Below are 25881 nucleotides of genomic sequence, written 5' to 3'. Positions count from 1 at the left end.
CATGTCGGGAGACGAGTGTGACTACGATGACGATCGTCGGCGATTCAACACCTGAGTCGAGTATTCGGCTCAAACGCGAACTGAAGGCCGCGGAAGCAAAGAAGCGCGCCATGGCGCTGCTGCTGATTGCACCGCTTGCCATTTTTCTGCTGCTGATTTTTGTCGTGCCGATTGGCGCACTGTTGACACGCGCCGCGCAGAATCCGGAAGTGGTCAACGCCTTACCCCATACACTGAATGCGTTGAACGGTTGGGATCGCAAGACGCTGCCTCCTGATGCAGCGTATGCCGCATTGGCGGTGGACCTCACCGCGGTCGCCGATAGCGACGGCATGGGGGCGCTCGCACGCCGCCTGAACGTCGAAATTCCCGGCTACCGCTCTCTGGTAGCGAAATCGGCACATGCGATGCCGTTCGTCGACGACAACAGCAAGCCATTGAATCTCACGCCTGCCCAGGTTCACGCGAAGTTCGTCGAACTGGATGAGCGTTGGAACGACATCTCTTACTGGCAGGCGATTGCAAAGAATTCGGGTGTGTATTCGCCCTTCTATCTACTGGCTTCGTTGGACCATAAACAGGACGCGTTCGGCCACATTATCCCGACCGATCCAGACCAACAGATTTATCTCGCCGTGTTCAGCCGCACGTTTGTGATCGGTGCGGCCGTGACGTTTTTTGCGCTGCTGCTCGGTTACCCGCTCGCTTACTGGATCTCGACGCTGTCCGATCGTCGCGCGAATCTGGTGATGATTCTCGTGTTGATTCCGTTCTGGACGTCGATCCTCGTGCGCGTTGCCGCGTGGATTGTGATTCTGCAAAGCGAAGGGCTAGTGAACAAGGCGCTGATTGCGAGCGGGCTGTTGCATGATCCGCTGGCGCTGCTGTTCAACCGAACCGGCGTGTACATCTCGATGACGCACATTCTGCTGCCGTTCATGATCCTGCCGCTGTATAGCGTGATGAAGTCGATCCCGCCGACCTATCAGCGCGCCGCGATCTCGCTCGGCAGTCACCCTTTCGCCGCGTTTTGGCGCGTGTATGTGCCGCAGACTTATCCGGGCATCGGCGCGGGCGCCTTGCTCGTGTTTATTCTGGCGATCGGCTATTACATCACACCGGCACTGCTCGGCGGCCCGGGCGACCAGATGGTCAGCTACTACGTCGCGTACTTCACCAACGTGACGATCAACTGGGGCATGGCGTGCGCGCTCGGCGGTTTGCTGCTCGCCGCGACGCTCGTGCTGTATGTCATCTACGGGCGCTTTACGCGTTCGTCACTGAGCCTCGGCTGATTCCTGAACGGAGCTTACTCGCGATGAAACTTGCCAAGCCCTTGTTCGCGCCGCATATGTCTTTGGTCGAACGCATGTGGTACTTCGCGCTGCGCGCCCTTGCCGTGCTGACGCTGCTCTATCTGATTTTGCCGGTGCTGGCGATTGTGCCGCTGTCGTTTTCGTCGAGCACGTTTCTGGTGTATCCGATTCCGGGTTGGTCGCTGCGCTGGTATCAGCACCTGATCGCGTCCGATGAATGGCGTATGGCGGCGAAGAATAGCTTTATTGTGGCGCCGTCGGCCACCGTGGTCGCAACTGTGCTCGGCACTTTGGCTGCGATCGGGCTGACCAAAGCGAATTTCCGCGGCAAGGCGCTGCTGATGGCGATCCTGATTTCGCCGATGATCGTGCCGGTGGTGGTGGTCGGCGTCGGCATGTATTTGTTTTTTGCGCCGCTGGGGCTGGCGAATACTTATATCGGGCTGATTCTGGCGCACGCATCGCTTGGTGTGCCGTTCGTCGTAACGACGGTGGCGGCGACCTTGCAGGGCTTCAATTACAACCTCGTGCGCGCCAGTTTGTCGTTGGGTGCTAATCCGATGAAGACGTTTTTCCGCATCACGTTGCCGGTGATTGCGCCGGGGGTGATCTCGGGGGCGTTGTTCGCGTTCGCGACATCGTTCGACGAGGTGGTGGTGACGCTGTTTCTGGCTGGGGCGGATCAGACGACGTTGCCGCGGCAGATGTTCACCGGCATTCGAGAGAATATCAGCCCGACGATCGCGGCGTTGGCGACGATTTTGATTGTGTTTTCGACTTGCTTGTTGCTGGCGTTGGAATGGCTGCGGGGGCGGAATGCGGCGCGGGCGGTGAGGGCGTGAATGGCTGGCCCGATGCCTCGCCGCCGTTGCAGGGCAGGACGGTGCGATGCTGATTGGATTGACCGACCCGCGCCGTACCCACGCGCCCTAGGTCCGGCGCGGCATGGGTCCATGCACAGGCCTTGCATTGTGGCGACGTCGCGGCTCACGCAAATGTCCCGACTCCTCCGATACCGAGCTTTTCCTGCGTTTGACGTGATTTTCCCGAAAGTCTCAACTTTCTGACGTCATTCTAAGAATCTTCCCATTCCCCCCCTTCCTGCGTCTCTTCATACTCGGAACCATCTTAAGGAAGATGCGCTCGACGCAGAAATTCAATGAAACTTCAGCTAACGATCCTCGCATGTGCGCTGGCCTTGTCAGGTTGCGCGGACCATGCCGCGCGTGAGCGGTTGGGCATCGAAGATGCCACCGTGCTAAAAACCGGCGTCGGCGCCTCCCAGGACGAGGCTGCAGGCGCGGCCAATGGGCAATGGATCGACACCTACGCGCCAATCGTCAGCAGCCGCACCGCAATGGCATCGTTGCAACAGCGGCTCGATCAATTGCCCGGCGACAAAAGCAGTTATTTCCACGCAAAGGCGCAATGCTGGTTGGACGCTGGCCAACACGCTTGGCAGGCTAACGACCGATGGGGCTTCGTCGAAGAAGCCATTGGTCAGGCCGCAATGATTACGATGAGCCTCGAAAATGGCTCGCCGTTGTCCGCTGCCAACCCGGCGTTGCGGACCGTGTCGACGGTGCGCCCCGATCTGTGGAAGATCGTCAATACCATCAAGGCTGATCCCGCCACTGCTCAATGCCCGCAAGCACAACAGCCCTTGGCATGTGCCGAAGTCGAACTCATGCAAGCTGGACATGACGCATGGACACGGAGTTTCTCCAACGCTGAAAAGCGCTTACCGAAGGTTCAGGACAACCTGCGGAAATCCGCGGAAACGGCGCTGCAATGTTCGCAAGCGAAGCACACGGTGGCACCGGCACCGGCACCGGCACCGGTAGCGCAGGCGCCGCGAAAAATAACGCTGCGAGCCGACTCGCTGTTCCGTTTCAACGGCGGCGATGAGGCGGCGATCTTGCCGGCCGGCAAGCAACATCTTGACGACGTCGTCACTGGCTTGAAGAAGGCTCCCGCCATACGTCAGTTAAAGATCACCGGCTACGCCGACAGGCTCGGTAGCGATGCTTACAATCAGAGCCTTTCTTTGCAGCGTGCGTTGACGGTCCGGCAGTATCTGAATAATCACGGCGTAACCTTGCCGATAACCGCGCAGGGCCAAGGCAGTGCGAATCAACTGGTTACCTGTCAACAAACCAAGCGCGATGAACTGGTGCGATGCCTTGCGCCGAACCGACGTGTTGAGATCGAATTCGTGCTCGGGGCGTCATAGCTTGCCAGTGCAGCAAGAATGACGTTGGCGTGAACTAATGCTGAAGTCGTGCAACCGATCGATATTTCCGCTGCCCGCGTTATATTCCGGCTCTGCTGTGAGCCCCCTAACTTAATTCCCTGCAGTACTCCGCCGCGAGGCGGGAACGCTTTGCGCGCATTCTCTTCGCTGGATGCGGCTCTTTTGGCTTACCGCTGGTAAGCGTTTGTGTGCGACGGGGATACTTTTCATGAGGAATACAATATATGTCTACTATTCTAGTTATCGACGATCACCCAGCATTTCGGCTGGTCATCAAGATGCAGCTCATGCAACTGCTTGGCGTTGAAGAGGTGATTGAGGCCGACAATGGCCAAACCGCCGTCGAAATGGCCCGGCAACACACGCCAAAACTTGCAATCCTTGATCTCGATATTCCGCGCATAAGCGGGCTCGATGTGATTCCGCGTCTCAAGCTCGCCCATCCCGCAATGCGAGTGCTGGTACTGTCGGGGCAGGACCCGGCTACCTTCGCGCCGCGGGCGATGCGTTCGGGTGTGCACGGCTTCGTCGCCAAGTCACAGGAGATGAAGGAAATCATGCGCGGTGTTGAGGCCGTGTTGGCCGGCTATACGGTGTTTCCCGTGACCGCTAGCGGTGCTGGTCTTGGGCCTGGCGCCAACGTGGCAAATGAAGAGGACAGACTCACGCTGTTGTCCGATAAGGAACTCGTGATTTTGCAGATGCTGTCGAAGGGCATGTCGAACAAGGCGATTGGCGACGCGCTGTTTATCAGCAACAAGACTGTCAGCAGTCACAAAACGCGCATTATGCACAAACTCGACATTAAAACGATGGTCGATTTGGTCGACTACACGCGTCGCTGCGGGATTGTGCCGACGCGATGACACGCACCGTTGCAGAATACCCCGTGAGCTACACGATTGCCGCGAACGACCGGCAGACGCTCACCGCGAAAATCCACGAACTCGCCTGCGGCGACGCCGCTGTTGAACAACATTTGATCCGGTTGTTGATCGACACGAATAGAGCGACGCTTGACGCCCTGCGTGATTCATTCAATGCGTCGTTATGGGACAACGTAAGTGGCGAAGCACATCGGCTCAAGGGGGCGATGTGCCTGCTCGATTCATCGGCGCTGATCACATTGCTGGCGCGACTGGAAGCCGCTGCCAAGACGCGTAAGACAGCGCTTGTGCGAACAGTCTTGTCGGTAGTTACTGACTCGCTAGAACGCCTGAATGCACAATTAGAGGATTTGCTTAACACAGGCACTCGGCACTGATCTATTTTGATATGCTTTTTCGCTCAACTAATCCGATTCGATACTTTGTCGGACCAGTAGAAACCTTTCTTGAGGCGTTTTCGTCGTGGCATCGTTCGACATATCGTTAACGGAGTTCGTTGCACTTCGATATCGAAGGTATCGTCCCATCACTTTCGGGACATACTTCATTGTTTCCGCATACGGCGGTATCTGGTCGCCGTACTTCCGCACAGCACCTTCCCCGGCGTTATAGGCTGCGAGCGCCAGTTGCACATCGCCGAACTGCCGCAGCAACCGACGTAGATAGCGCGCCCCGGCTGCAATGTTTTGACGCGGGTCAAACAGGTTCGTGGCACCGTGCCGTGCGCCCGTTTCGGGCATCAATTGCATCAGGCCACTTGCACCTTTCGACGATATGGCTTGCGGGTTTCCACCCGATTCAGTGTCGATGACGGCCATAAGCAAAGCACTGTCGAGATCCGTGTTGCGGGCCACCTCGTCGACGAGTGGCGCGAGCGCCATGACCCTTGACTCGACCGATGCTGACGACGGGGCAGACGGCGAGATCTGTCCGGCGCTCGGTTGAATGACGACCGACAGCTTGCTAGCGGCTTCCGATGTCACAAGCGGGTCTGCCGATGGGGTTGACGGCGCAGACGCTGCGATGTGATCGCCATCCGCCATTCCCCCGATCATCATGATGACGTTCGATGCACTGCGAGCGTGAGGATGCTTCGTGTCCGCCGCGTTTGCGAGGACCGGCAGGCAACCTGCGCTCGCGAGTAGGATCGCCAGTATTCGGTTGCGCAGAGGTGAGTGCGGCGCCCATACATTCCGCACCGAGCGATGTTCGGGCAGATTGCCGAGATGCGAGGGCAGTTCTGGGAGGGTCATGCGGCGCGCCATGGCTGTGACTGCACGATTAAGGCTGTTTCGCATCATTCGCAGCGCTGGCGCGATAGCTCGACTGCATGCGTACGAGTGCTTCGGATTCGAGCGCTATTGGCCAACGGCCAGTTTGAATACCGTTTTCTAGCGTGACTTTACACAACTGGTCTGGATTGCGACGCGATCCATACGGATCTTGAGATTGGTCAGCCGGCTCGCGCGTTAGAATGCCGCCCGTGCCAATATTGCCGATGACGTTGACCGCGTAGTACAACACTTTGTTGACGAGGGGTACGTACATGTCGTAGCAATAGTGAACGCGAATCTTCAACAGGTTTGCATCCTGGATGTTGACTTGAGAGCGCGGTCCCAAGTTGCGCGAGTCGCGGTACATCAGCGTATCGTTAGGGATCTCCATGTATGACACACCTTGGTCAGGGTAGTAGCGAGGCTGTGCGAAGTCCTGCACCATCGCGAGTGTCGGGCTGACAGTTGTGATGGTGCTAGAACTGGTGACGTCGAGCTTTGCCTTCGACTGCGCAGCTTGTACACCTTCCGCGCCGGCTTGACGCGCATAGAGAGGCGCAAGTCCCCGTGCGAGGCCCGCCTGCATGGATGTCAACGAGCCATTGTTGACGGCGCCTTCACGGGCAGCCTCCAAAGCGGCAACATCAAGCGTCGACTTTGCCTGGTAGAGCAGCACGAACTGCACGGTGGCAAAACAGAAGAACAGTAGCAACGGCGCGATGACTAGGAACTCTGTCATGGACTGACCGAGTTGCCGGTGCTTGCGCGCTTCACTTACTCGTGCAGGTGTGCGGAAGATGGCTCGCTGGGCCGTTAAACATGGAGAATTCACAGGGGCGCCTCAAATGCAAGTTGATCGCCGAGTGCGATACCATGCTGGTGGACCGCGCCTGCGGCCAATTCTAGAGTTTGCGTCGCTCGAAGGTTAAGCAGCATGCGCCGTCTCGGCACCTCGTGACGGATGCCGACAACGCGTCCATTCGAGTCGAGAAAGAGTACGTCAATGGCAAAGCGCATACCGAACGTATGGACTGACCAGCAACGCTGCAGCAGCAGTGCTTCGTCGCTGGGAAGACCATCGCGGCCGAGCAGGCCGCGCATGCGCTCCCGCGTGGTTTCCGTGATCGATACCCTGACGCCGACAGGGTGTTCGCCGATAAAAAGACTGACAAACTTCATAGCAGACCTTCCTGCACGAATTTCATAGCGATCGGAAAGCCGAGCACGATAAAGGTAACTGGGAAGATGAACATAAGCAGCGGGAACACCAGTTTGACCGGCGCTTCCATGGCCTGCTTCTCTGCGCGCTGAAAGCGCTCCACGCGACGCTGCACAGACTGGAAGCGCAGCGTCTTCGCGAGGCCCGCGCCCATTCGTTCCGCTTGCACTACGGCGCCGACGAGATTGGTCACTTCCTTAACGCGTTGCCGCTCGTCGAAACGTCGAAGGGCTTCCGTACGGTTCAGACCGGATTTCAGATCGCGCAATACATGTTCGAACTCACGGCGCAATGGACCTTCCGGGCCTTTTTCCACCGCCTTCTGAATCGCACCGTTGATGTTCAGGCCGGCCTCGACGCCGAGTGTTAGGAAGTCGAGATAAATCGGCAGATGCTTGAGAATTGCCGCGACATGGCGACGACGCACGTCTCTGGTCCAGATGCGTGGATAGAAATAGCCGAGTAAAGCGGCCCCGATCAGCACCCACAACGAGAACATCCCGAGTGCCAGCATGAGGACAAGGGCGACGAGCGTTACCAATATCGACGAAACAAGCGATAGCGAGAGGAACTGCCGTGCGTTCATCAGAAACAACAGAGACGTTAGGCGCAGTTGGTCTTCGGTCTTCTCGACGAGCTTGTCTCCGAAAATGTGGCCGAAGTGGTGAGCCACGAAATTGACGAGCGGCCACAGCATGCGTAGCGGCTTCGGCAACGGGTCGAGATAGGTGCGGTCTTCGTCGCTGACGACGGCGGTCAAGCCGCTGACCGATTTCAGGCAAAGCGCCACGACGAGCACCACGCCGAAACTGACGAGTAAGGCAATGAATAGCAGCATAGGTCACACATCGATATTGGTGATCTTGGTGATGGACTTGTAGCCAAGAAATTCCATCACCGCGATAACGGCCAGCGTGCCCCAGCCGACTGGTTCGTCGAACAACGGCGCCATGGCCTTAGGCTCCATGAAGTGTAGGACGAGCATCAGGAGCAGCGGCAAGCAGGTCATCACAATTCCCTGCATACGTCCCTGTGAAGTCAGCGCCTTGATTTTCCCTTCCATTTGAAGCTTTTCGCGCAAAGTGCCCGCGACAGATTCCAGTGCTTCAGCAAGGTTGCCGCCGACTTCCCGCGCAATAGTAATAGCTGCCGTCACCATCATGAAATCGGGAATCGGAATGCGCTTCTCAACGTTACGCATTGCAATGTCAAGGTCAATACCGAGACGGATTTCGCGCATCAGGAGGTCGAATTCCTGTGAGATCGGGGGAGCCGATTCCTGCACTACGCTTTCCAGCGCGATGGGAAAACTCGCACCGGCGCGCAGAGCGCCGGCCATCATTAGCAGCGCGTCGGGCAGCTGGCGTTCGAGCATAGCGATACGCTTCTTGCGCATGCGTGCAAGATATCTCTTCGGGAGTGTCAGCGCGATGGGTAACGCGGCCAGCGCGACCAGAACACTGTGGCTCAACAGGAACGCGAGGATGGGCAACACCACGATGGCGAGCATGGTCCACGCGGCCATCTTTTGCCGGTTGATGAACACGAACGCGTCAGCGAGCGATGCTTCGATCTCGCCGGCCATTTGGTGCGAGCCCGTGGTAATCGTGGCCTTGCCGGTTCGAACGACCATCCAGATGAGGAATATGCTGCCGAAAAAGGCGAGACCCAGAATAATAGGAAGACTCATGACGGGCCCGTTATTCGGTGCGGGTAAAAATATCCGTATTCACGGGAATACGCCTGCGAATCAGGTCTTGATAGAAATCAGGAATGTACGCTGTCGGCACAAATTGACCATCGATCTTACCGTTCTCGCCAAAACCCTCTTCCTTAAAGACGAAGACGTCCTGCAGCTGAATAACGCCTGATTCCATGCCGCTAACTTCCGTGACGTGAGTCACGCGCCGCGAGCCGCAGGAAAAGCGTGTCTGTTGCACGATAATGTCGACGGCGGAGCAGATCTGTTCGCGGATTGCCTGCACCGGCAGGTCGAGGCCGGCCATCAATGTCATTACCTCAAGACGGGCGATACAGTCGCGCGGCGCGTTAGCGTGGGCCGTGGTAAGCGAGCCGTCGTGGCCGGTGTTCATTGCCTGCAGCATATCCAGTGCTTCACCGCCGCGACATTCACCGATGACGATTCGGTCAGGCCGCATCCGCAGACAATTCTTCACGAGATCGCGGATGTGAATTGCGCCTTTGCCTTCCATGTTCGCGGGACGCGCTTCGAGCGAGACGAGGTTGGGCTGTGATAACTGCAGTTCCGCCGCGTCTTCGACGGTGACGATCCTTTCGTCATCCGGAATGTAGCTTGACAGCACGTTGAGCAAGGTGGTTTTGCCCGAGCCCGTGCCGCCGGAGATGATGATATTGGCGCGCTGTTCGACCGCGGTTTGCAGGAACTCCAGCATCTCAGGTGACATCGAGCCGAATTTGATCAAGTCCTCGCCGACCAGTTTGCGCTGCGAGAATTTTCGGATTGTGATGCTTGGACCCTTCAACGCCAAAGGTGGAATGACCGCGTTCACACGCGAGCCGTCGGAAAGACGTGCGTCGACCATCGGCGAGCTTTCGTCGATCCGGCGGCCGATCGGCGCGACGATCCGTTCAATTGCGCCAAGCACTGCGCGGTCGTCGGTGAAGATGACTGGCGACCGTGTCAGCCGGCCAGACTGTTCAATGAAGATTTCGTCGTGACAGTTGACCATGATTTCGGATACCGTCGGGTCTGCAATCAACTCCTCGAGCGGGCCGAGGCCGATGATTTCATCGAAGACGCTTTTTTTAAGCGTCGCAATTGGCACTTCGGTTGTGCGGAAGCTGCTGTCGTTAGCGAAGATCTCGTCGAGTGCTGTGTTGACAGTTTTGCGCAACTCGTCGTCTTCCATGCGGGCGACGTTCAGGCGCCGCAAGTCGAGTGCTGCGATCACCTTCATGTGGGCACGCTTGCGTAGCTCGATACCGGCGGGACTATTGATCGGCGCAACAGGCAGGATTGGCGCTGCGGTCTTTTTAGCGCGTGCCGGCTGAACGGCGGCCGGAACGGGGGCTGTCGGCGCTTGCGTTGCTTCCTCGGTAGGCCGTTGGTTTGCCGCTGGCACGGCAAACGAAGTGACGTTGGCTGACGAAACGTGTTCGGATGCTTGCGGTTGCAGCGTCGTGTACGTCACCTGGGAGGCGATGTTAGTGTCAGCAACATTGGCGGGAGTAGGCCACGTTCCCGGTTGTGCGAACGCCGTTGCTGCGCGCACGTCGGCGTGGACCGCTGGCGAGTGTGCAGATGTTGCCGGTGAAGCAGCATGGCCCGCATGCGAAGCGGTGGCGCGCGCGATTTTCAGGGTCGTTGTGCCGATTTCGATCTGGTCGACTTCTGTTAGCGGACCATATCGCGTGATCGGTGAGCCATTGACCAGCGTCGCTGCAATGCCGCCTTGATCCTCGATGTAGTACGCATTGTGTTCCTGCACGATGCGGGCGTGAAGCTTGCCGACCAGCATACCCTTGACCACGATATCGCAGCCGGAGTCTTTGCCGATCGTGCAACCCTGGTCGATCTGGAATGTTTGGACGGGCGCGTTACGCGCGTGTACTTGAAGATTTAGCATGATGCTTCTCGATGTAACCCGTTCAATTGCCGGAATTGCCAAGCACACCGACTTGCTGTGCTGGCACCTTGCCGCTCACAACAGCGGGCGGTGTGGGCGCGGGATCGGTCAAGCGATCGGTCGGGGCGACGGGCGCCGTGGGAGCATCATTGCCTGCTGCGACCGGCGGACGTTTTGCGGTGTCTAGCATGCGGATCGCTTCGACGAGGCCGATCGCCGGCGCCGGCGCCGGCGCCGGTGGCGGCGTGCTATTGGTAACCGGTGCCGGATTGACGGCGGGTGCCTGCACCGGCGTGTTGCGAACCGGCGCCGGACTGACCGCCCGTGTGGGCGCGATCGGATGCCGTGTAGCTGGGGTAGAGTCTTCCCATTCCGTGGCCGCGAGTGGACTCGGATTGCCATAGCTACTGCGATACTTCGCGTCGAGCTTGTCCGCACGCGCCAGCAGATCCGTATTAGGCGACAGCGCTGGATCGGAAATCACGGGTGTCACAAAGATTACGAGATCGCTTTTCTTCGAACGGAAGCTATCTGAGCGGAATAACTGGCCGATGATCGGTAATTGGCCGAGGAACGGCATCCCGTTGCTAGCGCTCAATGCGTCTGCACTGATGAGTCCGGAAATGGCGATGGTCTCGCCAGCGCGCATAGAAATGTCAGAACTCGTTCTGCGGGTCATGAAGCCGGGGAAGCCGCCATAGGAAACCGACGGGTCAATCTGGCTGATCTCAGTCTGAAGATTGGCCGAGATGATGTTGTTCGCGTCGACAACCGGCTTAATGTTCAGCGTGATGCCATACGGCTTGTAGTCGACATCGGTGGTGCCGAGCGCGCCTGCTTTCGGAATAGGCACTTCACCACCCGCGAGGAAGGTCGCGGTCCCGCCGCTCTTGGTGTTCAGTTCGGGTGCCGCTAGAATGAAGGCATCGCCGTTATTCACCGCGAAGTTAATCTTCGACGTGATGTTGGACGCGATGCCCGCGAGGAAGTAGCTTGTTCCCGCCGTGACGGCGGTAGCGGCGCCGGTTGCGACGCTCGCCGCTCCGCCGATTTGCGGCCCGTTAAACTGGCTGTCCCACGCGATGCCGAGATTCTGCTGACCGGTGCGCGTGATCTCCATGATCTGCACCTTGAAGTGGATGGTCTTCTTCAGCGCGTCACCTTCGTCGACAGTGGTGGTGTCGATCACGTTCTTGAGGTCTTCGGTGGCAGCTTTGACGAGTGGCGCCATGTCACGATGCACAACGCCCGACAAGACGATGTTAGGGCCGACCGACTGGATACGCAGCCCAGGTACTGACTGCAAAACGGCGCGCAACTGATCGAGAGAGGCGTTCACGTCACCCTTCGCGACGCGCACAGTAGTTTGCAGCGCGATGCCTTTTTCATTCCACACCACGAGCGAGGTAACGCCTGCCGCTTCGCCGAGTAGCATCAGACGACCGTCGACTACATTCGCGGTCACCAGTTTGCCGTTACCGATCGCCACGCGCTTGATTGTGCCAGGCACGCGCAAGATGCGGACTTCGCCGCGATACATTTCAAGCAGACTGGCGCTGGCCGAGGCGCTGTCCTCGGAATACGAAGTAGCGGGTTCCGCGAGCGCAACGGGCGCGGCTTCGCACAACATGACGCCCATAAGCATCGACGTGAAGATTCGGCGACGGGACACCGTCGGCTGATGTTTGACTTTCATTTCTTGAAACCTGTGTTCTGTACTTAGTTCCGACCCGGCGTGCCGCGCGTATCGATCTTCTGAAGCTGTTTGGCAATTGCATTCGCCTGTTCATAGACGCTCGGCTGTTTGGCTTCCGCGGACGAATCGGGGGACCAGTTGGACGATTGCGAGGGGATGTGTGCAGCGGGCGCGGCCGGGGACGCTGGAATGAGCTTCGTTTGCGCCATGTCGCCGCCGCCCGAGATGATTTCCACGACGCCCGCTGAGGCTTTGGTCGTAGGCGAGAACAGGTTGCTTTCGACAAACTGGGTCGGAACGCGGTTGTCCTTGTCGTCTGAATTCCTCAGGATCAAACGCAGCGTGCCGACTTTTTGCGCCAGCACGAGTCGTGCGGCCTCGGATACGGGGACTTGCAACGTGACGGTGCCGTAATTCGACGCTGTCTGCGGATTGCTGGCGTTTTGCATGGCTTCACCAGCGTCACGCGGGCGGACGTCCTGGCCAGTAGCCAGAATCAGCGCGTCGGGCATCAGCAATCGGATTGTCTTGTTATCGCCGGGCGCGGCATTGGCATCGGCCTGCTGGTCAAGGTTTTTACCAACCCAGTAGATGTCGACGCGATTGCCTGGGCGGACCATCGCAGCGGTCGAGTTCACCGTATCGATTTCCAGCGTCAGTGCGCGTTGACCGGCCGGCACAACGTCGGAAAAATCACGGCCGCGCAACGCGTCGATGTCTCCGGCGCGCAGCGGCAGGCCTCGGCGGACCGCCCTGACGAGACGTGACGGGCGATACGTGTCGAAATCCGAGGCACGGATCATGTCGTCATAGACCAGATCGGGAGCGATCTCGCGTGCGACAAAGTCTCCACTCGACAACGGCGTGCCGACTGGCACATCCCTACTCGGAACGACTACTTCTATACCGGCGCGGTTGCGCTGGCCGGCCATTTCGGCCTTGAGCTTTGCCTCACGGTCCGTAAGATATTTGTACAACAGAAACGTCAGGCCGCCTGCCACCAGCACGGCGGCGAACAGCAGAACCCAAGAATTTCCAAGAAGCGAGCGAAATTTAATTTTTTTAAGCATGACATATTAGCCCTGGTGAATTAGGGCAGCGAGAGAGTGAAGCTGTAAGCACCAAAATACGATTTGAATGCGGCGACTAGGGCAGTGATGGGCGGAGTGTCGCTGCCTGAAATCAGCACGATCGCAATCAACAACGTAACCAACACGTATTCGACATAGGCTTGACCGCGTTGCCGGTGAGGGCGCCTAGCGGAATGTTTCATTTCAACGGTTCCTTGCTGCATTGACGACAGCTTCGGTTTGCCCGTTGCGGTCGGAAAAAATCACATCCAGGCGATCGCCACCGCGCTGCATGACCATGGCGTTACCCATGATTCGCTGCGAACCATCCAACTGATACGCGGGCGCTTGAGCGACAGTTGACCAACCTTCATCCGAGAGCCGGCTGCTGTAGCGCTGGGCGTTGTCGCTGGCGCGGCCGGACATCTCGATGAGCCAAGTTCGTCCCGCCTGGCCAGGGTCGCGGCTTTCGACATCCGAAATAATCCGGCCGCCTTCTGGCAACGGAACGGCTGAATCGGGTATCCGATGACGTACGGCACCGCCTGCCAACTGCGTCACACTCAGGAGCCCTTTGGTTCGAGCACCATCGGGTTGCGGCGGAATGGTGAGTACGTAGTGGCAGGTGTCGTCCAAAGCGCTAAGCAGCCATCCGGACGGCCCTCGTTTTCCCTTGGCCGGTACGTCTTCGCTTGTCCAGAATTCACGGAACTCATTCGAAACGTCAGCTGGCGAACCGGCGAACTCCAATCCCCAAACCGAAGTAGGGACACCATTCACGATCATGTCGCGGCCAATGGCCTGCGTATGGCTGGCTTTTACAGGCTGCTTGTCGCAGGCTGCGTCCGCTAGGGCGGCCCCTGAAATAAGTGTGCACGCGAGCAAAGATCCGCGCGCAATTGACTGAGCGAATGTCATGGTCTAAGTCGATCGTTTGGAAGCACATCCTGCTGAATACGGCCGAACTCGAGCTTGGCGGTTGTGCCAATTTCGGGCGCGTACTTTTGCAGACCGTTATAAAGGGATGGCTGAACCACGTTCGTGTTAGCCGCGGGCACCGCCTTGGCGAACAGCGCTTTCGAATTTGCACTACCTTCAGCCAGCCAGGTATTCGTCAGCAGCACGTTCGTGTCGCTAAAGCTCAGACCGGTGAAGCCGGGCCACAGGCGCTTAAGCGTGTCGCTGTCTTGCGCGATCGCGATAGCGAGCGTGCCGGTTTCCAGTGTGCGAGTCGGTAGTGCCATCGTCGCGCTGTACGTACCACCGCTGGCTGTCTGCACCGATCCAAACGACGAACCCGTATATTGATTGAGGTTCGTGGCCGGATCTTTGCTGCTGACAGTGGTAACGCTGACGTCGTTCGCCGAGCCGAGAAATGACTTACCGCTGTGGTCTTCCCACATCGTTTGCTGGGCAGACGGCAGCGAGCCCTTGTTGCGGTCCGTGCTCTTGATGGGCGCGCCATTAGCCGAGGCGAAACGCTGCAAGAATTCGCGCCGCATTTCGTCATCCATCTTGTTGGTGCTTAATGCCGTCTGGCCATAACTCGCAGACCACGCTTCCGTGCTTGCCGGATCGGAACTCAAATTCTTAGCGGAGTCGCCATCTGACCACACGGTTCGTTCCCACGCGACGTAGCGGGAGCCCATCAACGTCTTGTTGCGGACGTCGTTGAACTTGCCAAGCATCACGATGGCGAGGAACAGCACGCTCATGACCAACGTTGTCGCGACCAGAAACTCCACGATGGCTTGACCGGACTGACTTGCCCTTCTTGCGTTCATTCGTTTCATGGCTTTCCTGCCTGGGTTCCCCCGGAGATCTGCGTGGCCATGGCGACGCTGCGCTCGCCGATGCTGACCGGCGCGAGCGTGGCCTGCCAGTACGGGCTGAAGAGGCTCGGGTATTCGGTTTGTCCGTCCGCGCGTGCCCACGCATCGGCACGCATCAATGCGCCGCTGACTGCGCCTAACGAACTCTCGTTAGGGCGAACGAAATAAGCATTTGCGCTAGACAGGGCTCGCATGACACCACCGGCATCATTAGCCTGAACCTCCATGCGTCCGCCGCCGTGCAAGCCAGGCGTCTTTACCAACGTGGTGCCTACGCGCTCCACTTCTATCGTGATGCGCGGAGCCTTGGTCGCCACGGGTGTACCGCTCATGTCTTGATAGGGCAGGAGGCCGCCGTTGTCGGTGTCCATGGAGGTGCCGGGGCCGTTATAAAACTGCTGCGCCATGGCCGGCGATACGAGCGATCCCGGTAGCGGGCTGGTGTGGTCACCGAAGTTGTAGTAGTCACCGTAGCCTTGCCAGTCTTCTGCCGCGGCGAAGGGCGGCCGTGACATGAAGGTTTGAACATTTCCGTTTGCGCTGCCGCCGCTGCCCGCAATGGCGTCAAATGCGTACAAGCAGGTGATATTCACGTGCGCGGTGCTGGCGTCGATGGACTGCCAGCCCTTCTTGTCCGTACGCAATTGCGTGCCGCCGTCATGGGAGACTGTAATGGCGATACGGCCACCGCTCCGACAGACCTTATTGGCAGAGTCGTCGAGTTGCTGGTAGTCAGGCACCACACTGCGGGTCGAATCGCGGTTCTTGACGAAGTCGTCGAGCGTGTCCGCATTTGTGACGATGTCCGCGAAATGATCGTAGCCGAGCGTGCCAGCCGGTGTGACGGTGCGCGTATAGGATTGCCAAGAAGACAACTGGACTGCATTACGCGGGCTTATGAAATAGCCAGTTGTGACGTGCGTGTCGACTTGATTTTGCCGAGCCACAGCGTCGGCCGTGTCTGGCACAGCAACGAAAACGGCGGCGTGATAATTGGCCTGCGCGTTGCTCAGTGCGAGATTAATCGCGCCAATCCCTTTCGCTAGCGTAGGAAGCAGCGAATCCAGGGTTGCCCGCACGGGGCCAATATCGGCCTTGCCGCGGCTTTTCGGCGTGTTCCATTGATCGGGGTGATCCGCGATGCCCTTAACGCTGTCGTCGAGATCGGAATGGCTATAGGTTGAATCGAGATCGTCGATCCAGGACTTCAGTGCGACCGCCTGCGCCGCGGTGACCTGATTGGCAACCATGGCGCGGTTTGTATACGCGGAGAAGTTGTAGTCGCGTGCCTGCAGCACGGCTGCGCTATAGGCAGCTGCGTCCGCAGTGTTTTGAAGTTTGATCTTGGCGCTCGTCATCTGGAACGAGTTGAACGCCACATAGAGGCCGATGCTGCCGACCAGAAGAAAAATTAGAGCAGGGACCAGCGCCTGCCCGCTAGCGCTGGCGACCCTGGCCCTGCCCTTGCGGGCAGAGCGTTTCATAATGTTTATCGCAATCTGAAGAAGATTAGTTGACGACGTTAGCTGCGTCGTACGTACCCATGTTTTTCGTCTTGTTGGCATTGCTCGTAGCCGTGTTGGCGTTCTGCTGAGCCGTCGAGATGTTGTCCGTAGCCGTTTGGCCCGACATTTCTTTTGCAAGACCGGCAGTCTGGTTACGCAGGGTTTGGCCGAACAGCGAATACACGCCAATTGCCGACACGGCGATCAGTGCGACGATGATGATGTATTCAGTCATGCCTTGACCGAGTTGTTTATTTTTACGGCGGATTTGAGAAATTTTCATGATCTCTATTTCAAGTTAAATAATAAGAATGCATGTTGCCTTGGCACGGTTTTACCGGTTTTTATATTTTGAACAGAAACAGAAATTCACGAATTAACTGATCAAAATGCAGAGCAACAGTGGCGGGACGAAGTATAGGAATCTGCGGGGCGTGTTGGTGTAGGAAATTTCTGTATCTGTGCCGTTGATTTCCTAAGCCAAGCAACAGTTATGTTCGTCCCATCGATTCGTACCGGCTTGTTAGGGAGGTGGCTATTGCGGTGCGGTGCGAAGGCGCCCGTTTTGGCGCTCGCCTTAGGTCTTGAGGGCCTCTAATTGGTTGCTTGGAAGGCATTGTATGCAGCATGAGGGGCGTGAAATGCCTAATGTCAGTTAGTAATCCGTCTGCCCGTTTTCTGTAGGCATGCCGCTGTTGCGGCGATGCGACGTGTATCAAATAGGTCTGCCATATCTCGATAGAAGTTGATGAGTTAGTCCAATCTCAATCTGGACGCGGTTCGTCGACCTGTTTCAATTGTGTTCTTACGTGCGCTCAGAAAACTCCTACTTGTATTCATCTGTTTCCGTGTTTTAGGGGATAGGGCTTGCGGTTAAATTCGCGGCACGTGAAAAGGTCTAGGTCGAGCTTTATAAGGCACGCGGCCAGTTTTTTTGCGGAGACCGTTTGAACGGTTTCACAAATTTAACTGCGAGCAGGGCTCGCCCGTTTTTTTGGGAATGCAACAAGAATGAACAAGGTTTACAAATCGGTTTGGAACGCGAAGGCGGGTACGTATGTGGCCGCTGCGGAGACCGCTAAGGGTAGTGGGAAGAAATCGAGTCGGGCGGCTCGCAACATTACATCGGTTGCCGTTGCTTCAGTCGGCATGTTCGGTGCCGTTAGCACGGCACATGCATATGCAACATGGAATAATGGCTGGGACCACATTGACAATATTGGCTCTGACGGTAAGCCTTATGCCGGTATCCCTGACTCACAGCTTGCACAGTATGGTTTAGCCGGGTTGCAAGCGAACCAAACGATGGTTCGAAGCAGTGATGGTCTACTTTGTACGACCTACGAGTCGGGCGGCTATTGGGGATGCACGCGCGGCAGCGCCTCAAGCGGAGGGAGCGGAGAGAGCGGAGAGAGCGGAAGTGGCGCGTCGCTGGACGACATCTATAGTTACATATACCAGAAGAACGATCTGAAGTACTTTCACGTTGCCTCGACCAAGCCAGATTCTGAGGCGACCGGGGCGGACGCAATGGGCATCGGCCCACATGCTGTGGCGAGTGGTACGGATAACATCGCAATTGGCGACGAGGCACAGGCGGCGGGCGGGAACTACGCGATTGCAATCGGTGGTTCTGCTCTGGCGTCGGCTGACGGCGCGGTCGCGGTCGGTCAGAGTGCTACAGCGACCAACAGTTCGGCACTCGCATTGGGCAGTCAGGCATCGGCGCTGGCGACCAATGCGGTAGCGCTGGGCGCGGGGTCCGTGGCGGTTCGCGCAAACACCGTATCGGTCGGTAGGCCGGGCGGCGAGCGTCAGATTGTCAACGTCGCGCCGGGTACCGCAGGTACCGACGCTGTCAACCTGGACCAGTTGCGCGCGGCTGTTGGCGGACTCACGCCTACTCCGACGCCTACTCCGACGCCTACTCCGGTGGATCTGAAGTATTTCCACGCGAATTCAACGCTCGCCGACTCTGTCGCGGGTGGCGCAGAAAGTGTGGCTATCGGCGGCAATGCGAGCGCGAACGCGAACAATTCGGTTGCGCTGGGCGCGAACTCGCTGGCGAACCGGGCCAATGTTGTCTCGGTGGGCAACAGTGGTGCCGAACGTCAGATTGCCAACCTTGCTGCAGGTACAGCGGACACCGACGCGGTCAACGTGAAGCAGATGAACGCTACGGTCGCCAACGCGATCACGGGTGGCACGTTGCCGGATCTAGTGAAGTACGATAATTCGACTCACGCTACGCTTACACTGGGCGGTGCGGGCTCGACGACGCCTGTTGCCCTTTTGAACGTCAAGGCAGGCGCGGTCAGCGACCAGAGTACCGAAGCCGTGAACGGCGCACAGTTGGCCAGTGTTACCAAATTTATCGCTGACACCGACAACCGGACCTACGGTCTGGCACAAACCGTCGCGGCTGCAATGGGCGGCGGCTCGAAGGCGAACCAGATTGACAACACGATCAGTGCTCCCGCCTACGCCGTGGATGGCACCACGTACAACAACGTCGGCGACGCGATTGGCGCATTGGCATCGGCCAGCACTGGCACCGACGCCGTCAAATACGACACCTCGGCACACGACAAGGTCACCCTCGGCGGAACGAGCTCCACCACGCCGGTCGCACTGGCCAACGTGGCAGCAGGCACGATCACCTCCAGCAGTACTGACGCAGTAAACGGTTCGCAACTGTACGGCACGGCAAACAGCGTAGCAGCCGCATTGGGCGGCAATTCGTCGGTCGACGCGAACGGCAAGGTCTCGAAGCCTGCCTATGCACTGGATGGCAACACATACACGGACGTCGGCGCAGCACTGAATGCAGTGAACGCAAAGGCGGCAACCGGTTCGACGAACGGTGTCGTGTACGACACGTCGTCGCACGACAAGGTGACGTTCGGCGGCGTGGGTGCGGGGAAACCGGTTGCGTTGACCAACGTGGCCGCCGGCACGATCGCGTCGTCTAGCGCAGATGCAGTGAACGGCTCGCAACTGTATGGAGCAATGGCCAGCACGGCAGCCGCACTGGGCGGCAAGACAGTCGTGAACAAGGACGGCACAATTTCCGCGCCGGCCTACACTGTCAGCGGCAGCACGTACGGCGACGTCGGATCCGCCCTCGATGCCGTTGGTTCAGCCATCGACGGTATCAACACCAATGTCGGAAGTACGACGAAGTACATCAAGGTGGTGTCGGTAGCGGCGGGCGCAACGGCGAACGGCGCAGAATCTGTTGCCATCGGTGGTAACTCGTACGCGAGCGGTAACAAGTCGATTGCCATCGGCTCCGGTGCGCGCGCGATGTACGACAATTCCGTCGCTCTTGGCTCGAATGCTGTTGTGACGGAAGCCAACACGGTGTCGCTTGGCCGCGAAGGTGCGGAAAAGCGCATCGTGAATGTGGCTGACGGTACAAATGCTACCGATGCCGCAACGGTCGGTCAGTTGACCGCGCTGCAAAAGCAACTCTCTCAACAGTCGAGCGGTGTTCGCTCGATGCTTCTCGGCGCAACGCCGGTTACCAACTTTATCGCGGTGAGCACGAACATCACGCCAGGCCTCGCAGCCACCGTGACGACTGACAATCCGTTGAACGCCATGGCCATCGGGCCAGGGGCATCAGCGAACGGTATCGGTTCACTCGCCGTTGGTACCCAGGCTAATGCCAGCTTGGATGGAACGACTGTTGTCGGCTCGGGTGCTGCTGCATTGACAAGCAATTCAACTGTGATCGGCAAGGGCGCAAGCACCGGCGGCGACGCAGTCAACGGCGTGGCGATTGGCTACAACGCAAGTTCTGAGGGCGCGAACGGTGTCAGCATCGGGTATAGCGCCCACGCGTACGCCGGTAACTCGTTCGCGCTCGGAACTAACGCTATCGCGCTTGACGCTGCAGACAAGTCAATGGTGCTCGGCTCGGGCGCAACCGCAAGCGCGGCTAATTCCGTGGCACTGGGAGCAGGTTCGATCGCGAACAGTGCAAACACTGTGTCGGTCGGTAGCAGCACGGCTCAGCGGCGCGTTGTCAATATGGCAGCCGGTACGGCGAGCACCGATGCGGTGAACGTTAGCCAGTTGACGGGTGTGACGAGTGCGATCGGTGGTGGCGCAGGCGTGAATAGCGACGGTTCGATCAAGAAGCCGACCTATGTGATCGGCGGCAAGACGTACAACGACGTCGGCGCGGCTCTCGCGGCGGCGGGTACCGGCACGGGTGGTGATTCGGTTGTGTATGACACGTCGGCACACACCAAGGTGACGCTTGGCGGCACCGGAGCAACGACGCCGGTGACGCTGTCGAACGTGGCAGCCGGTGTAGCGAACACGGACGCAGTGAACCTGAAGCAGCTGAAGGATCTGGGCGCAAGCTTCGATACAAGCGGTGCTGTGACGGGCGCATTTGTCGCGTATGACGACTCGACGAAGAACTCGATCACGCTGAAGGGCGCGAGCGGCACGACGAAGATCTCGGGCGTGGCGGCAGGTACGGCGAACACGGACGCAGTGAACCTGAAGCAGCTAAAGGACTTGGGTGCAAGCTTCGATACCAGTGGTGCTGTGACGGGCGCATTTGTCGCGTATGACGACTCGACGAAGAACTCGATCACGCTGAAGGGTGCGAGCGGCACGAAGATTTCGGGTCTGACGGCCGGCGCGCTGTCGGCGTCGAGCACGGATGCGGTCAATGGTACGCAGCTGTTCCAGACGAACCAGAACGTGGCGAACGTTGCAGGGAATGTGACGAACCTGACCAATACGGTGAATAACATCACCAGTGGCAGCGGCAACGGTATCAAGTACTTCCACGTCAATTCGGCGCGTGCGGATTCCACGGCCACGGGTGTGGATGCCATTGCGATCGGTGGTGCCGCATCGGTCACGAGTCTGGAAGGCGTTGCAATCGGCTCTCAGGCAAAAGTGACCGGTACGTACTCTGTCGCATTGGGTTCGAGCTCGCTCGCTGATCGGAACAACACGGTTTCTATTGGTTCTGGTACCTTCAAGCGGCAGTTGGTCAACGTGGCTGCGGGTACGCAAGATACCGATGCTGTGAACCTGAAGCAGTTGAAGGATCTGGGCGCAAGCTTCGACACCAGCGGTGCTGTGACAGGCGCATTTGTCTCGTATGACAACTCGGCAAAGAGCAAGGTGACGTTTGGCGGCACGGGTGCAACGACGCCGGTGACGCTGTCGAACGTAGCGGCCGGTGTGGCCAACACGGACGCAGTGAACCTGAAGCAGTTGAAGGACTTGGGTGCAAGTTTCGATACCAGCGGTGGTGTGTCGGGTGCATTTGTTGCGTATGACGACTCGACGAAGAACTCGATCACGCTGAAGGGCGCGAGCGGCACGACGAAGATCTCGGGCGTGGCGGCAGGTACGGCCAACACGGACGCAGTGAACCTGAAGCAGCTGAAGGATCTGGGCGCAAGCTTCGATACAAGCGGCAACGTGTCGGGCGCATTTGTCGCGTATGACGACTCGACGAAGAACTCGATCACCCTGAAGGGCGCGAGCGGCACGACGAAGATCTCGGGTCTGACGGCGGGCTCGCTGTCGGCGTCGAGCACGGACGCGGTCAATGGTACGCAACTGTTCCAGACGAACCAGAACGTGGCGAACGTCGCAGGCAACGTGACGAACCTGACCAATACGGTGAATAACATCACCAATGGCACCGGTAACGGCATCAAGTACTTCCACGCCAATTCGACGCTGGCCGATTCGTCGGCAACCGGTACGGATGCCGTAGCGATCGGCGCGAAGGCGATGGCAACGGCAAAGAACTCGGTCGCGCTGGGCGCGAATTCGACGACGACGGCCAACTTGGGCGCAACGGCGTACCAGGCGGCAAGCGGCACGCTGTCCGGTTTGACGCCGGTAGGCGAAGTATCGGTCGGTTCGGTGAACAATGAACGCCGCGTGACGAACGTGGCGGCGGGCGCCGCAGCCACTGACGCAGTGAACGTGAGTCAGTTGCAGGCGGCGGTGGCCTCCGGCACGAGCGCGTCCACCGCTGACGCTGTGAAGTACGACTCCACGTTGCACGACAAGGTGACATTGGGCGGCAACGGTGTGGCAATGCCGGTGACGCTGACCAACCTCGCTGCAGGCTCGGTGACGGTAAACAGTCGTGATGCAGTGAACGGTTCGCAGTTGTTTGGCGTATCGCAGAGCGTTGCGGACGCGTTGGGTGGCGGTTCTTCGGTGAGCCCGAGCGGCACGGTGACGAAGCCGGCGTATGCAGTCGGCGGCCAGACGTACACCGACGTGGGCGCTGCCATCGATGCAGTTGCTACGACGGTTGGCTCGATCAACACTGACATCTCGAATGCTACGAAGTACATCAAGGTGGTCTCGGTAGCATCGGCGGCTACGGCCAACGGCTCAGAAGCGGTCGCCATCGGCGGTAACTCGTACGCGAGCGGTAACAAGTCGATCGCCATCGGTTCGGGCGCGCGCGCGATGTTCAACAATGCCGTAGCACTCGGTTCGAACGCTGTCGTGTCGGCTGATAACACGGTGTCGGTTGGCCGCGACGGTGCGGAAAAGCGCATCATGAATGTGGCCGATGGTACGGATGCTCATGACGCCGCGACGTTCGGTCAATTGACCGCGCTGCAACAGCAGCTCTCTCAACAGACGAACGGCGTGCGCTCGATGCTTCTGGGCGCTACGCCTGTGACGAGCTACATCGCAGTAAGCACGAACGTGACCCAAGGCAGCGAGGGTACGACGGTAGACAACACCAAGCTGAATGCAATGGCGATTGGGCCGTTGGCTGTGTCGAACGGTGAAAACGCGCTTGCTATCGGCGCGCAGGCTCTGGCCAGCATGGATGGTTCGACCGCTGTCGGTTCGAATGCCGCGGCGCTGTCGGTCAATGCAACTGTGATCGGCAAGGGTGCTTCAACCGGTGACAACGCTGTCAACGGCGTGGCGATCGGTTACAACGCGCAAGCTGAGGGAGCGAATTCGCTGGCATTTGGGTTTAAATCGCAAGCGCTCGGCGACAACTCCGTCTCGATGGGAAGTCAAGCTAAGACCACCACGGCGGCAACAAACTCGATGGCTCTCGGCACGAGCGCAACTGCGACTGCAGCAAATGCCGTGGCGCTGGGCACGAACTCGACCGCTGATCGTGCCAACGCAGTTTCGGTTGGCAATAGCGCGGCACAACGCCAGATCATCAACGTCGCAGCTGGTACGGCAAATACCGATGCTGTGAACCTCGGCCAGATGACCAGCGCTATCGCGGCAGTCGCCGGCGGCGGTTCGGCGGACGCGGTGGTCTATGACACGTCGGCGCACAACAAGCTGACGCTCGGCGGCGCAGTTACGAACCCGGCGGTTACGTTGACCAACGTTGCAGCGGGTCAGGTCACGTCCAGCAGCAAGGACGCGATCAATGGCGCGCAGTTGTACAACACGGCAGCCAGCGTGGCGACGGCACTCGGCGGTGGGGCGAAGGTGGGTGCGGACGGCACTGTGTCGACGCCGACCTACTCGCTGAACGGCAAGACGTACAGTGACGTGGGCTCGGCACTGGTCGCGGCCGCGTCGAGCGGCGGCAGTGGCTCGGTCGACGCTGTAATGTACGACACGACGTCGCACAACAAGGTGACGCTGGGTGGCACCACGGGCACGCCGGTGACGGTATCGAACGTGGCCGACGGTGTGGCGAACAACGACGCAGTGAACGTGCAGCAGCTGAAGGCATTGGGCGCAAGCTTCGACTCGAGCGGTCACGTGTCGGGTGCATTCGTTGCGTATGACGACGCGAACAAGGGCCAAGTTACGTTTGGCGGTTCCGGCTCCGCCACACCGGTGGTATTGGCCAACGTCGCTAACGGCCAGGTCACGTCGGGCAGCAAGCAAGCCATCAACGGTTCGCAGCTGTACGGCGCGATGAGCAGCACGGCAGCGGCGCTGGGCGGTGGGTCGACGGTTGGTTCGGATGGCAAGGTGTCGAAGCCGACCTACACGCTGAGCGGCAGCACGTTCAACGACGTCGGTGCAGCGCTGACTGGCCTCAACGCGAAGATCGATTCGGGTGGTGGTTCGGTCAACAGTGTGGTGTATGACACTGATGCGCACGACCTGCTGACCCTTGGCAACACGGGCACGCCGGTGACGGTCGCAAACGTGGCCGCCGCGAAGAACGACGACGAAGCAGTGAACCTCAAGCAATTGAAGGACGCTGGTTTGACCGTCGACACGGCAGGCAACGTGACCAACTCGTTCATCGCCTACGACAACCCGTCGAAGGAGACGGTGACCTTCAACGCGGGCGGCGCAGCGACTCAGTTGAAGAACGTGGCTGCGGGTACGGATCTGACCGACGCCGTGAACTTCGGGCAGATGAAAACGTATGTCGCTGATCACGCCGGTAGCGGCGGCACGACGAATGGCGTGGCCTACGACGACTCGTCGAAGAGCAAGGTGACGCTGGGTGGCGTGGGTTCCACGACGCCGGTGACGCTGACGAACGTTGCTGCAGGTTCGAGCGCGAATGATGCGGTCAACTACTCGCAGTTCTCGAGCCTCCAAAGCCAGGTGAACAACCTGTCAGGCGGCGGCGCGGGCGACACGACTTACGTCAACATCAACACCCCGGCCTCTGGTGGCACGGCTGCGGTTTCGTCGGGTACGGATGCGATCGCGATCGGTAACGGTGCTGTTGCATCGGGCACGGAAGCGATTGCAATCGGCAAGAACACGGTGACGGCGGGCGACAACTCGGTCGCGATGGGTTCGGGTGCTTCGGCTCCGAACGCCAACTCGGTCGCGCTGGGTTCGAACTCGACGACGGATCGCGACAACTCGGTATCGGTGGGTTCTGCCGGTAACGAGCGTCAGATCACCAACGTCGCAGCCGGTACGCAAGCAACCGATGCAGTCAACCTCGGTCAGTTGAACAACGCGATGGGTGGCATGCAGCAGTCGATCAACAACGTCGACCGCAGTGCAGCCAAGGGTATCGCTTCGGCATCGGCGCTGAACATCGTCACGCCGTACCTGCCGGGCCGTACCACGCTGAACGCAGGTGTTGCCAACTACCGTGGCTACCAGGCTGTGGGTCTGGGCGTGTCCCGCTGGAACGAGAAGGGCACGATCAACTACAACCTTGGCGTGTCCACTTCGGGCGGCAATAGCACCATCGTTCGCGCTGGTATCGGCATCGTCCTCGGCAACTAAGCCATGGCCGCAAGGC

The 25881-nt window shown here is 58.9% G+C and carries 19 protein-coding genes and 1 pseudogene; 7 read left to right on the top strand and 13 right to left on the bottom strand.

Translation table 11 applies throughout. From position 1 onward, the window contains the following. Positions 1 to 26: 26 nt before the first annotated feature. From ACAX43_RS00620 to ACAX43_RS00600, 5 genes are all read left to right on the top strand, one after another. Positions 27 to 1295 carry an ABC transporter permease gene (locus ACAX43_RS00620; RefSeq protein ID WP_370707063.1) on the top strand — a complete coding sequence of 423 codons (1269 nt, stop codon included), beginning with the start codon at positions 27 to 29 and terminating at the stop codon, positions 1293 to 1295. A gap of 23 nt (positions 1296 to 1318) precedes the next feature. Next, on the top strand, positions 1319 to 2158 hold the full coding sequence (locus ACAX43_RS00615) for an ABC transporter permease (RefSeq protein ID WP_370706493.1): 840 nt from the start codon (positions 1319 to 1321) through the stop codon (positions 2156 to 2158). Positions 2159 to 2475: 317 nt separating this feature from the next. Continuing rightward, on the top strand, positions 2476 to 3549 hold the full coding sequence (locus tag ACAX43_RS00610) for an OmpA family protein (protein WP_370706492.1): 1074 nt from the start codon (positions 2476 to 2478) through the stop codon (positions 3547 to 3549). Between the two features lie 245 nt (positions 3550 to 3794). Then, positions 3795 to 4436 (top strand): response regulator, encoded by a 642-nt coding sequence (locus tag ACAX43_RS00605; RefSeq protein WP_370706491.1) that lies wholly within the window; start codon positions 3795 to 3797, stop codon positions 4434 to 4436. A gap of 23 nt (positions 4437 to 4459) precedes the next feature. After that, on the top strand, positions 4460 to 4834 hold the full coding sequence (locus tag ACAX43_RS00600) for an Hpt domain-containing protein (RefSeq protein ID WP_370706490.1): 375 nt from the start codon (positions 4460 to 4462) through the stop codon (positions 4832 to 4834). Between the two features lie 27 nt (positions 4835 to 4861). Here ACAX43_RS00600 and ACAX43_RS00595 read toward each other — a convergent pair whose 3' ends face one another. From ACAX43_RS00595 to ACAX43_RS00535, 13 genes are all read right to left on the bottom strand, one after another. Next, positions 4862 to 5710 carry a lytic transglycosylase domain-containing protein gene (locus ACAX43_RS00595; RefSeq protein ID WP_370706489.1) on the bottom strand — a complete coding sequence of 283 codons (849 nt, stop codon included), beginning with the start codon at positions 5708 to 5710 and terminating at the stop codon, positions 4862 to 4864. Positions 5711 to 5738: 28 nt separating this feature from the next. Beyond that, the gene (locus ACAX43_RS00590; RefSeq protein WP_370706488.1) at positions 5739 to 6470 is read right to left on the bottom strand and encodes a TadE family protein; all 732 of its coding nucleotides are present in this window, start codon (positions 6468 to 6470) and stop codon (positions 5739 to 5741) included. An 89-nt stretch (positions 6471 to 6559) separates the two neighbouring features. Next, positions 6560 to 6910 (bottom strand): DUF192 domain-containing protein, encoded by a 351-nt coding sequence (locus ACAX43_RS00585; protein ID WP_370706487.1) that lies wholly within the window; start codon positions 6908 to 6910, stop codon positions 6560 to 6562. Beyond that, positions 6907 to 7788, bottom strand: coding sequence for a type II secretion system F family protein (locus tag ACAX43_RS00580; protein ID WP_370706486.1), 882 nt, complete (start codon positions 7786 to 7788; stop codon positions 6907 to 6909). The genes ACAX43_RS00585 and ACAX43_RS00580 overlap by 4 nt, the downstream gene beginning before the upstream one ends. 3 nt (positions 7789 to 7791) lie before the next feature. Then, a complete protein-coding gene (locus ACAX43_RS00575; protein WP_370706485.1) occupies positions 7792 to 8640 on the bottom strand; it encodes a type II secretion system F family protein in 849 nt (282 codons plus the stop codon). Between the two features lie 10 nt (positions 8641 to 8650). Then, positions 8651 to 10558 (bottom strand): ATPase, T2SS/T4P/T4SS family, encoded by a 1908-nt coding sequence (locus ACAX43_RS00570; protein ID WP_370706484.1) that lies wholly within the window; start codon positions 10556 to 10558, stop codon positions 8651 to 8653. Between the two features lie 22 nt (positions 10559 to 10580). After that, the gene (locus tag ACAX43_RS00565) at positions 10581 to 12254 is read right to left on the bottom strand and encodes a pilus assembly protein N-terminal domain-containing protein (RefSeq protein ID WP_370706483.1); all 1674 of its coding nucleotides are present in this window, start codon (positions 12252 to 12254) and stop codon (positions 10581 to 10583) included. 23 nt (positions 12255 to 12277) lie between these two features. Continuing rightward, entirely contained in the window at positions 12278 to 13324 is a 1047-nt protein-coding gene (gene cpaB, locus ACAX43_RS00560) for a Flp pilus assembly protein CpaB (protein ID WP_370706482.1), read from the bottom strand. A 20-nt stretch (positions 13325 to 13344) separates the two neighbouring features. After that, positions 13345 to 13527, bottom strand: a complete 183-nt coding sequence (locus ACAX43_RS00555; protein WP_370706481.1) for a hypothetical protein — start codon at positions 13525 to 13527, stop codon at positions 13345 to 13347. A 1-nt stretch (position 13528) separates the two neighbouring features. Further along, a complete protein-coding gene (locus tag ACAX43_RS00550; RefSeq protein WP_370706480.1) occupies positions 13529 to 14242 on the bottom strand; it encodes a hypothetical protein in 714 nt (237 codons plus the stop codon). Further along, positions 14239 to 15117 (bottom strand): hypothetical protein, encoded by an 879-nt coding sequence (locus ACAX43_RS00545; protein ID WP_370706479.1) that lies wholly within the window; start codon positions 15115 to 15117, stop codon positions 14239 to 14241. Before ACAX43_RS00545 ends, ACAX43_RS00550 begins: the two co-directional genes overlap by 4 nt. Then, on the bottom strand, positions 15114 to 16640 hold the full coding sequence (locus ACAX43_RS00540; protein WP_370706478.1) for a pilus assembly protein TadG-related protein: 1527 nt from the start codon (positions 16638 to 16640) through the stop codon (positions 15114 to 15116). The genes ACAX43_RS00545 and ACAX43_RS00540 overlap by 4 nt, the downstream gene beginning before the upstream one ends. A gap of 25 nt (positions 16641 to 16665) precedes the next feature. Continuing rightward, positions 16666 to 16944 carry a Flp family type IVb pilin gene (locus tag ACAX43_RS00535; RefSeq protein ID WP_370706477.1) on the bottom strand — a complete coding sequence of 93 codons (279 nt, stop codon included), beginning with the start codon at positions 16942 to 16944 and terminating at the stop codon, positions 16666 to 16668. A gap of 728 nt (positions 16945 to 17672) precedes the next feature. On the opposite strand from ACAX43_RS00535, the pseudogene ACAX43_RS00530 reads away from it, so the two are divergent. Together ACAX43_RS00530 and ACAX43_RS00525 are read left to right on the top strand one after the other, a co-directional pair. Continuing rightward, positions 17673 to 17801: pseudogene (locus tag ACAX43_RS00530) on the top strand (ESPR domain-containing protein); the annotation flags it as partial. Between the two features lie 165 nt (positions 17802 to 17966). Continuing rightward, a complete protein-coding gene (locus ACAX43_RS00525) occupies positions 17967 to 25865 on the top strand; it encodes a YadA-like family protein (RefSeq protein ID WP_370707062.1) in 7899 nt (2632 codons plus the stop codon). The last annotated feature ends 16 nt before the right edge of the window (positions 25866 to 25881 follow it).

The sequence above is a fragment of the Paraburkholderia sp. IW21 genome (assembly GCF_041321145.1).
GTDB lineage: Bacteria > Pseudomonadota > Gammaproteobacteria > Burkholderiales > Burkholderiaceae > Paraburkholderia.
Note: the sequence above shows the minus strand (reverse complement) of the source record. Positions and strands in the feature narration are given on the sequence as shown.

What these genes read in the sequence shown, in the direction of transcription:
- ACAX43_RS00540 (WP_370706478.1), bottom strand. Translation starts at nt 16,640, where the DNA reads ATGAAACGCTCTGCCCGCAAGGGCAGGGCCAGGGTCGCCAGCGCTAGC.
- ACAX43_RS00565 (WP_370706483.1), bottom strand. Translation starts at nt 12,254, where the DNA reads ATGAAAGTCAAACATCAGCCGACGGTGTCCCGTCGCCGAATCTTCACG.
- ACAX43_RS00555 (WP_370706481.1), bottom strand. Translation starts at nt 13,527, where the DNA reads ATGAAACATTCCGCTAGGCGCCCTCACCGGCAACGCGGTCAAGCCTAT.
- ACAX43_RS00615 (WP_370706493.1), top strand. Translation starts at nt 1,319, where the DNA reads ATGAAACTTGCCAAGCCCTTGTTCGCGCCGCATATGTCTTTGGTCGAA.
- ACAX43_RS00595 (WP_370706489.1), bottom strand. Translation starts at nt 5,710, where the DNA reads ATGACCCTCCCAGAACTGCCCTCGCATCTCGGCAATCTGCCCGAACAT.
- ACAX43_RS00570 (WP_370706484.1), bottom strand. Translation starts at nt 10,558, where the DNA reads ATGCTAAATCTTCAAGTACACGCGCGTAACGCGCCCGTCCAAACATTC.
- ACAX43_RS00575 (WP_370706485.1), bottom strand. Translation starts at nt 8,640, where the DNA reads ATGAGTCTTCCTATTATTCTGGGTCTCGCCTTTTTCGGCAGCATATTC.
- ACAX43_RS00550 (WP_370706480.1), bottom strand. Translation starts at nt 14,242, where the DNA reads ATGACATTCGCTCAGTCAATTGCGCGCGGATCTTTGCTCGCGTGCACA.
- ACAX43_RS00620 (WP_370707063.1), top strand. Translation starts at nt 27, where the DNA reads ATGACGATCGTCGGCGATTCAACACCTGAGTCGAGTATTCGGCTCAAA.
- ACAX43_RS00610 (WP_370706492.1), top strand. Translation starts at nt 2,476, where the DNA reads ATGAAACTTCAGCTAACGATCCTCGCATGTGCGCTGGCCTTGTCAGGT.
- ACAX43_RS00580 (WP_370706486.1), bottom strand. Translation starts at nt 7,788, where the DNA reads ATGCTGCTATTCATTGCCTTACTCGTCAGTTTCGGCGTGGTGCTCGTC.
- ACAX43_RS00605 (WP_370706491.1), top strand. Translation starts at nt 3,795, where the DNA reads ATGTCTACTATTCTAGTTATCGACGATCACCCAGCATTTCGGCTGGTC.
- ACAX43_RS00590 (WP_370706488.1), bottom strand. Translation starts at nt 6,470, where the DNA reads ATGACAGAGTTCCTAGTCATCGCGCCGTTGCTACTGTTCTTCTGTTTT.
- ACAX43_RS00585 (WP_370706487.1), bottom strand. Translation starts at nt 6,910, where the DNA reads ATGAAGTTTGTCAGTCTTTTTATCGGCGAACACCCTGTCGGCGTCAGG.
- ACAX43_RS00545 (WP_370706479.1), bottom strand. Translation starts at nt 15,117, where the DNA reads ATGAAACGAATGAACGCAAGAAGGGCAAGTCAGTCCGGTCAAGCCATC.
- ACAX43_RS00535 (WP_370706477.1), bottom strand. Translation starts at nt 16,944, where the DNA reads ATGAAAATTTCTCAAATCCGCCGTAAAAATAAACAACTCGGTCAAGGC.
- ACAX43_RS00525 (WP_370707062.1), top strand. Translation starts at nt 17,967, where the DNA reads ATGGTTCGAAGCAGTGATGGTCTACTTTGTACGACCTACGAGTCGGGC.
- cpaB (WP_370706482.1), bottom strand. Translation starts at nt 13,324, where the DNA reads ATGCTTAAAAAAATTAAATTTCGCTCGCTTCTTGGAAATTCTTGGGTT.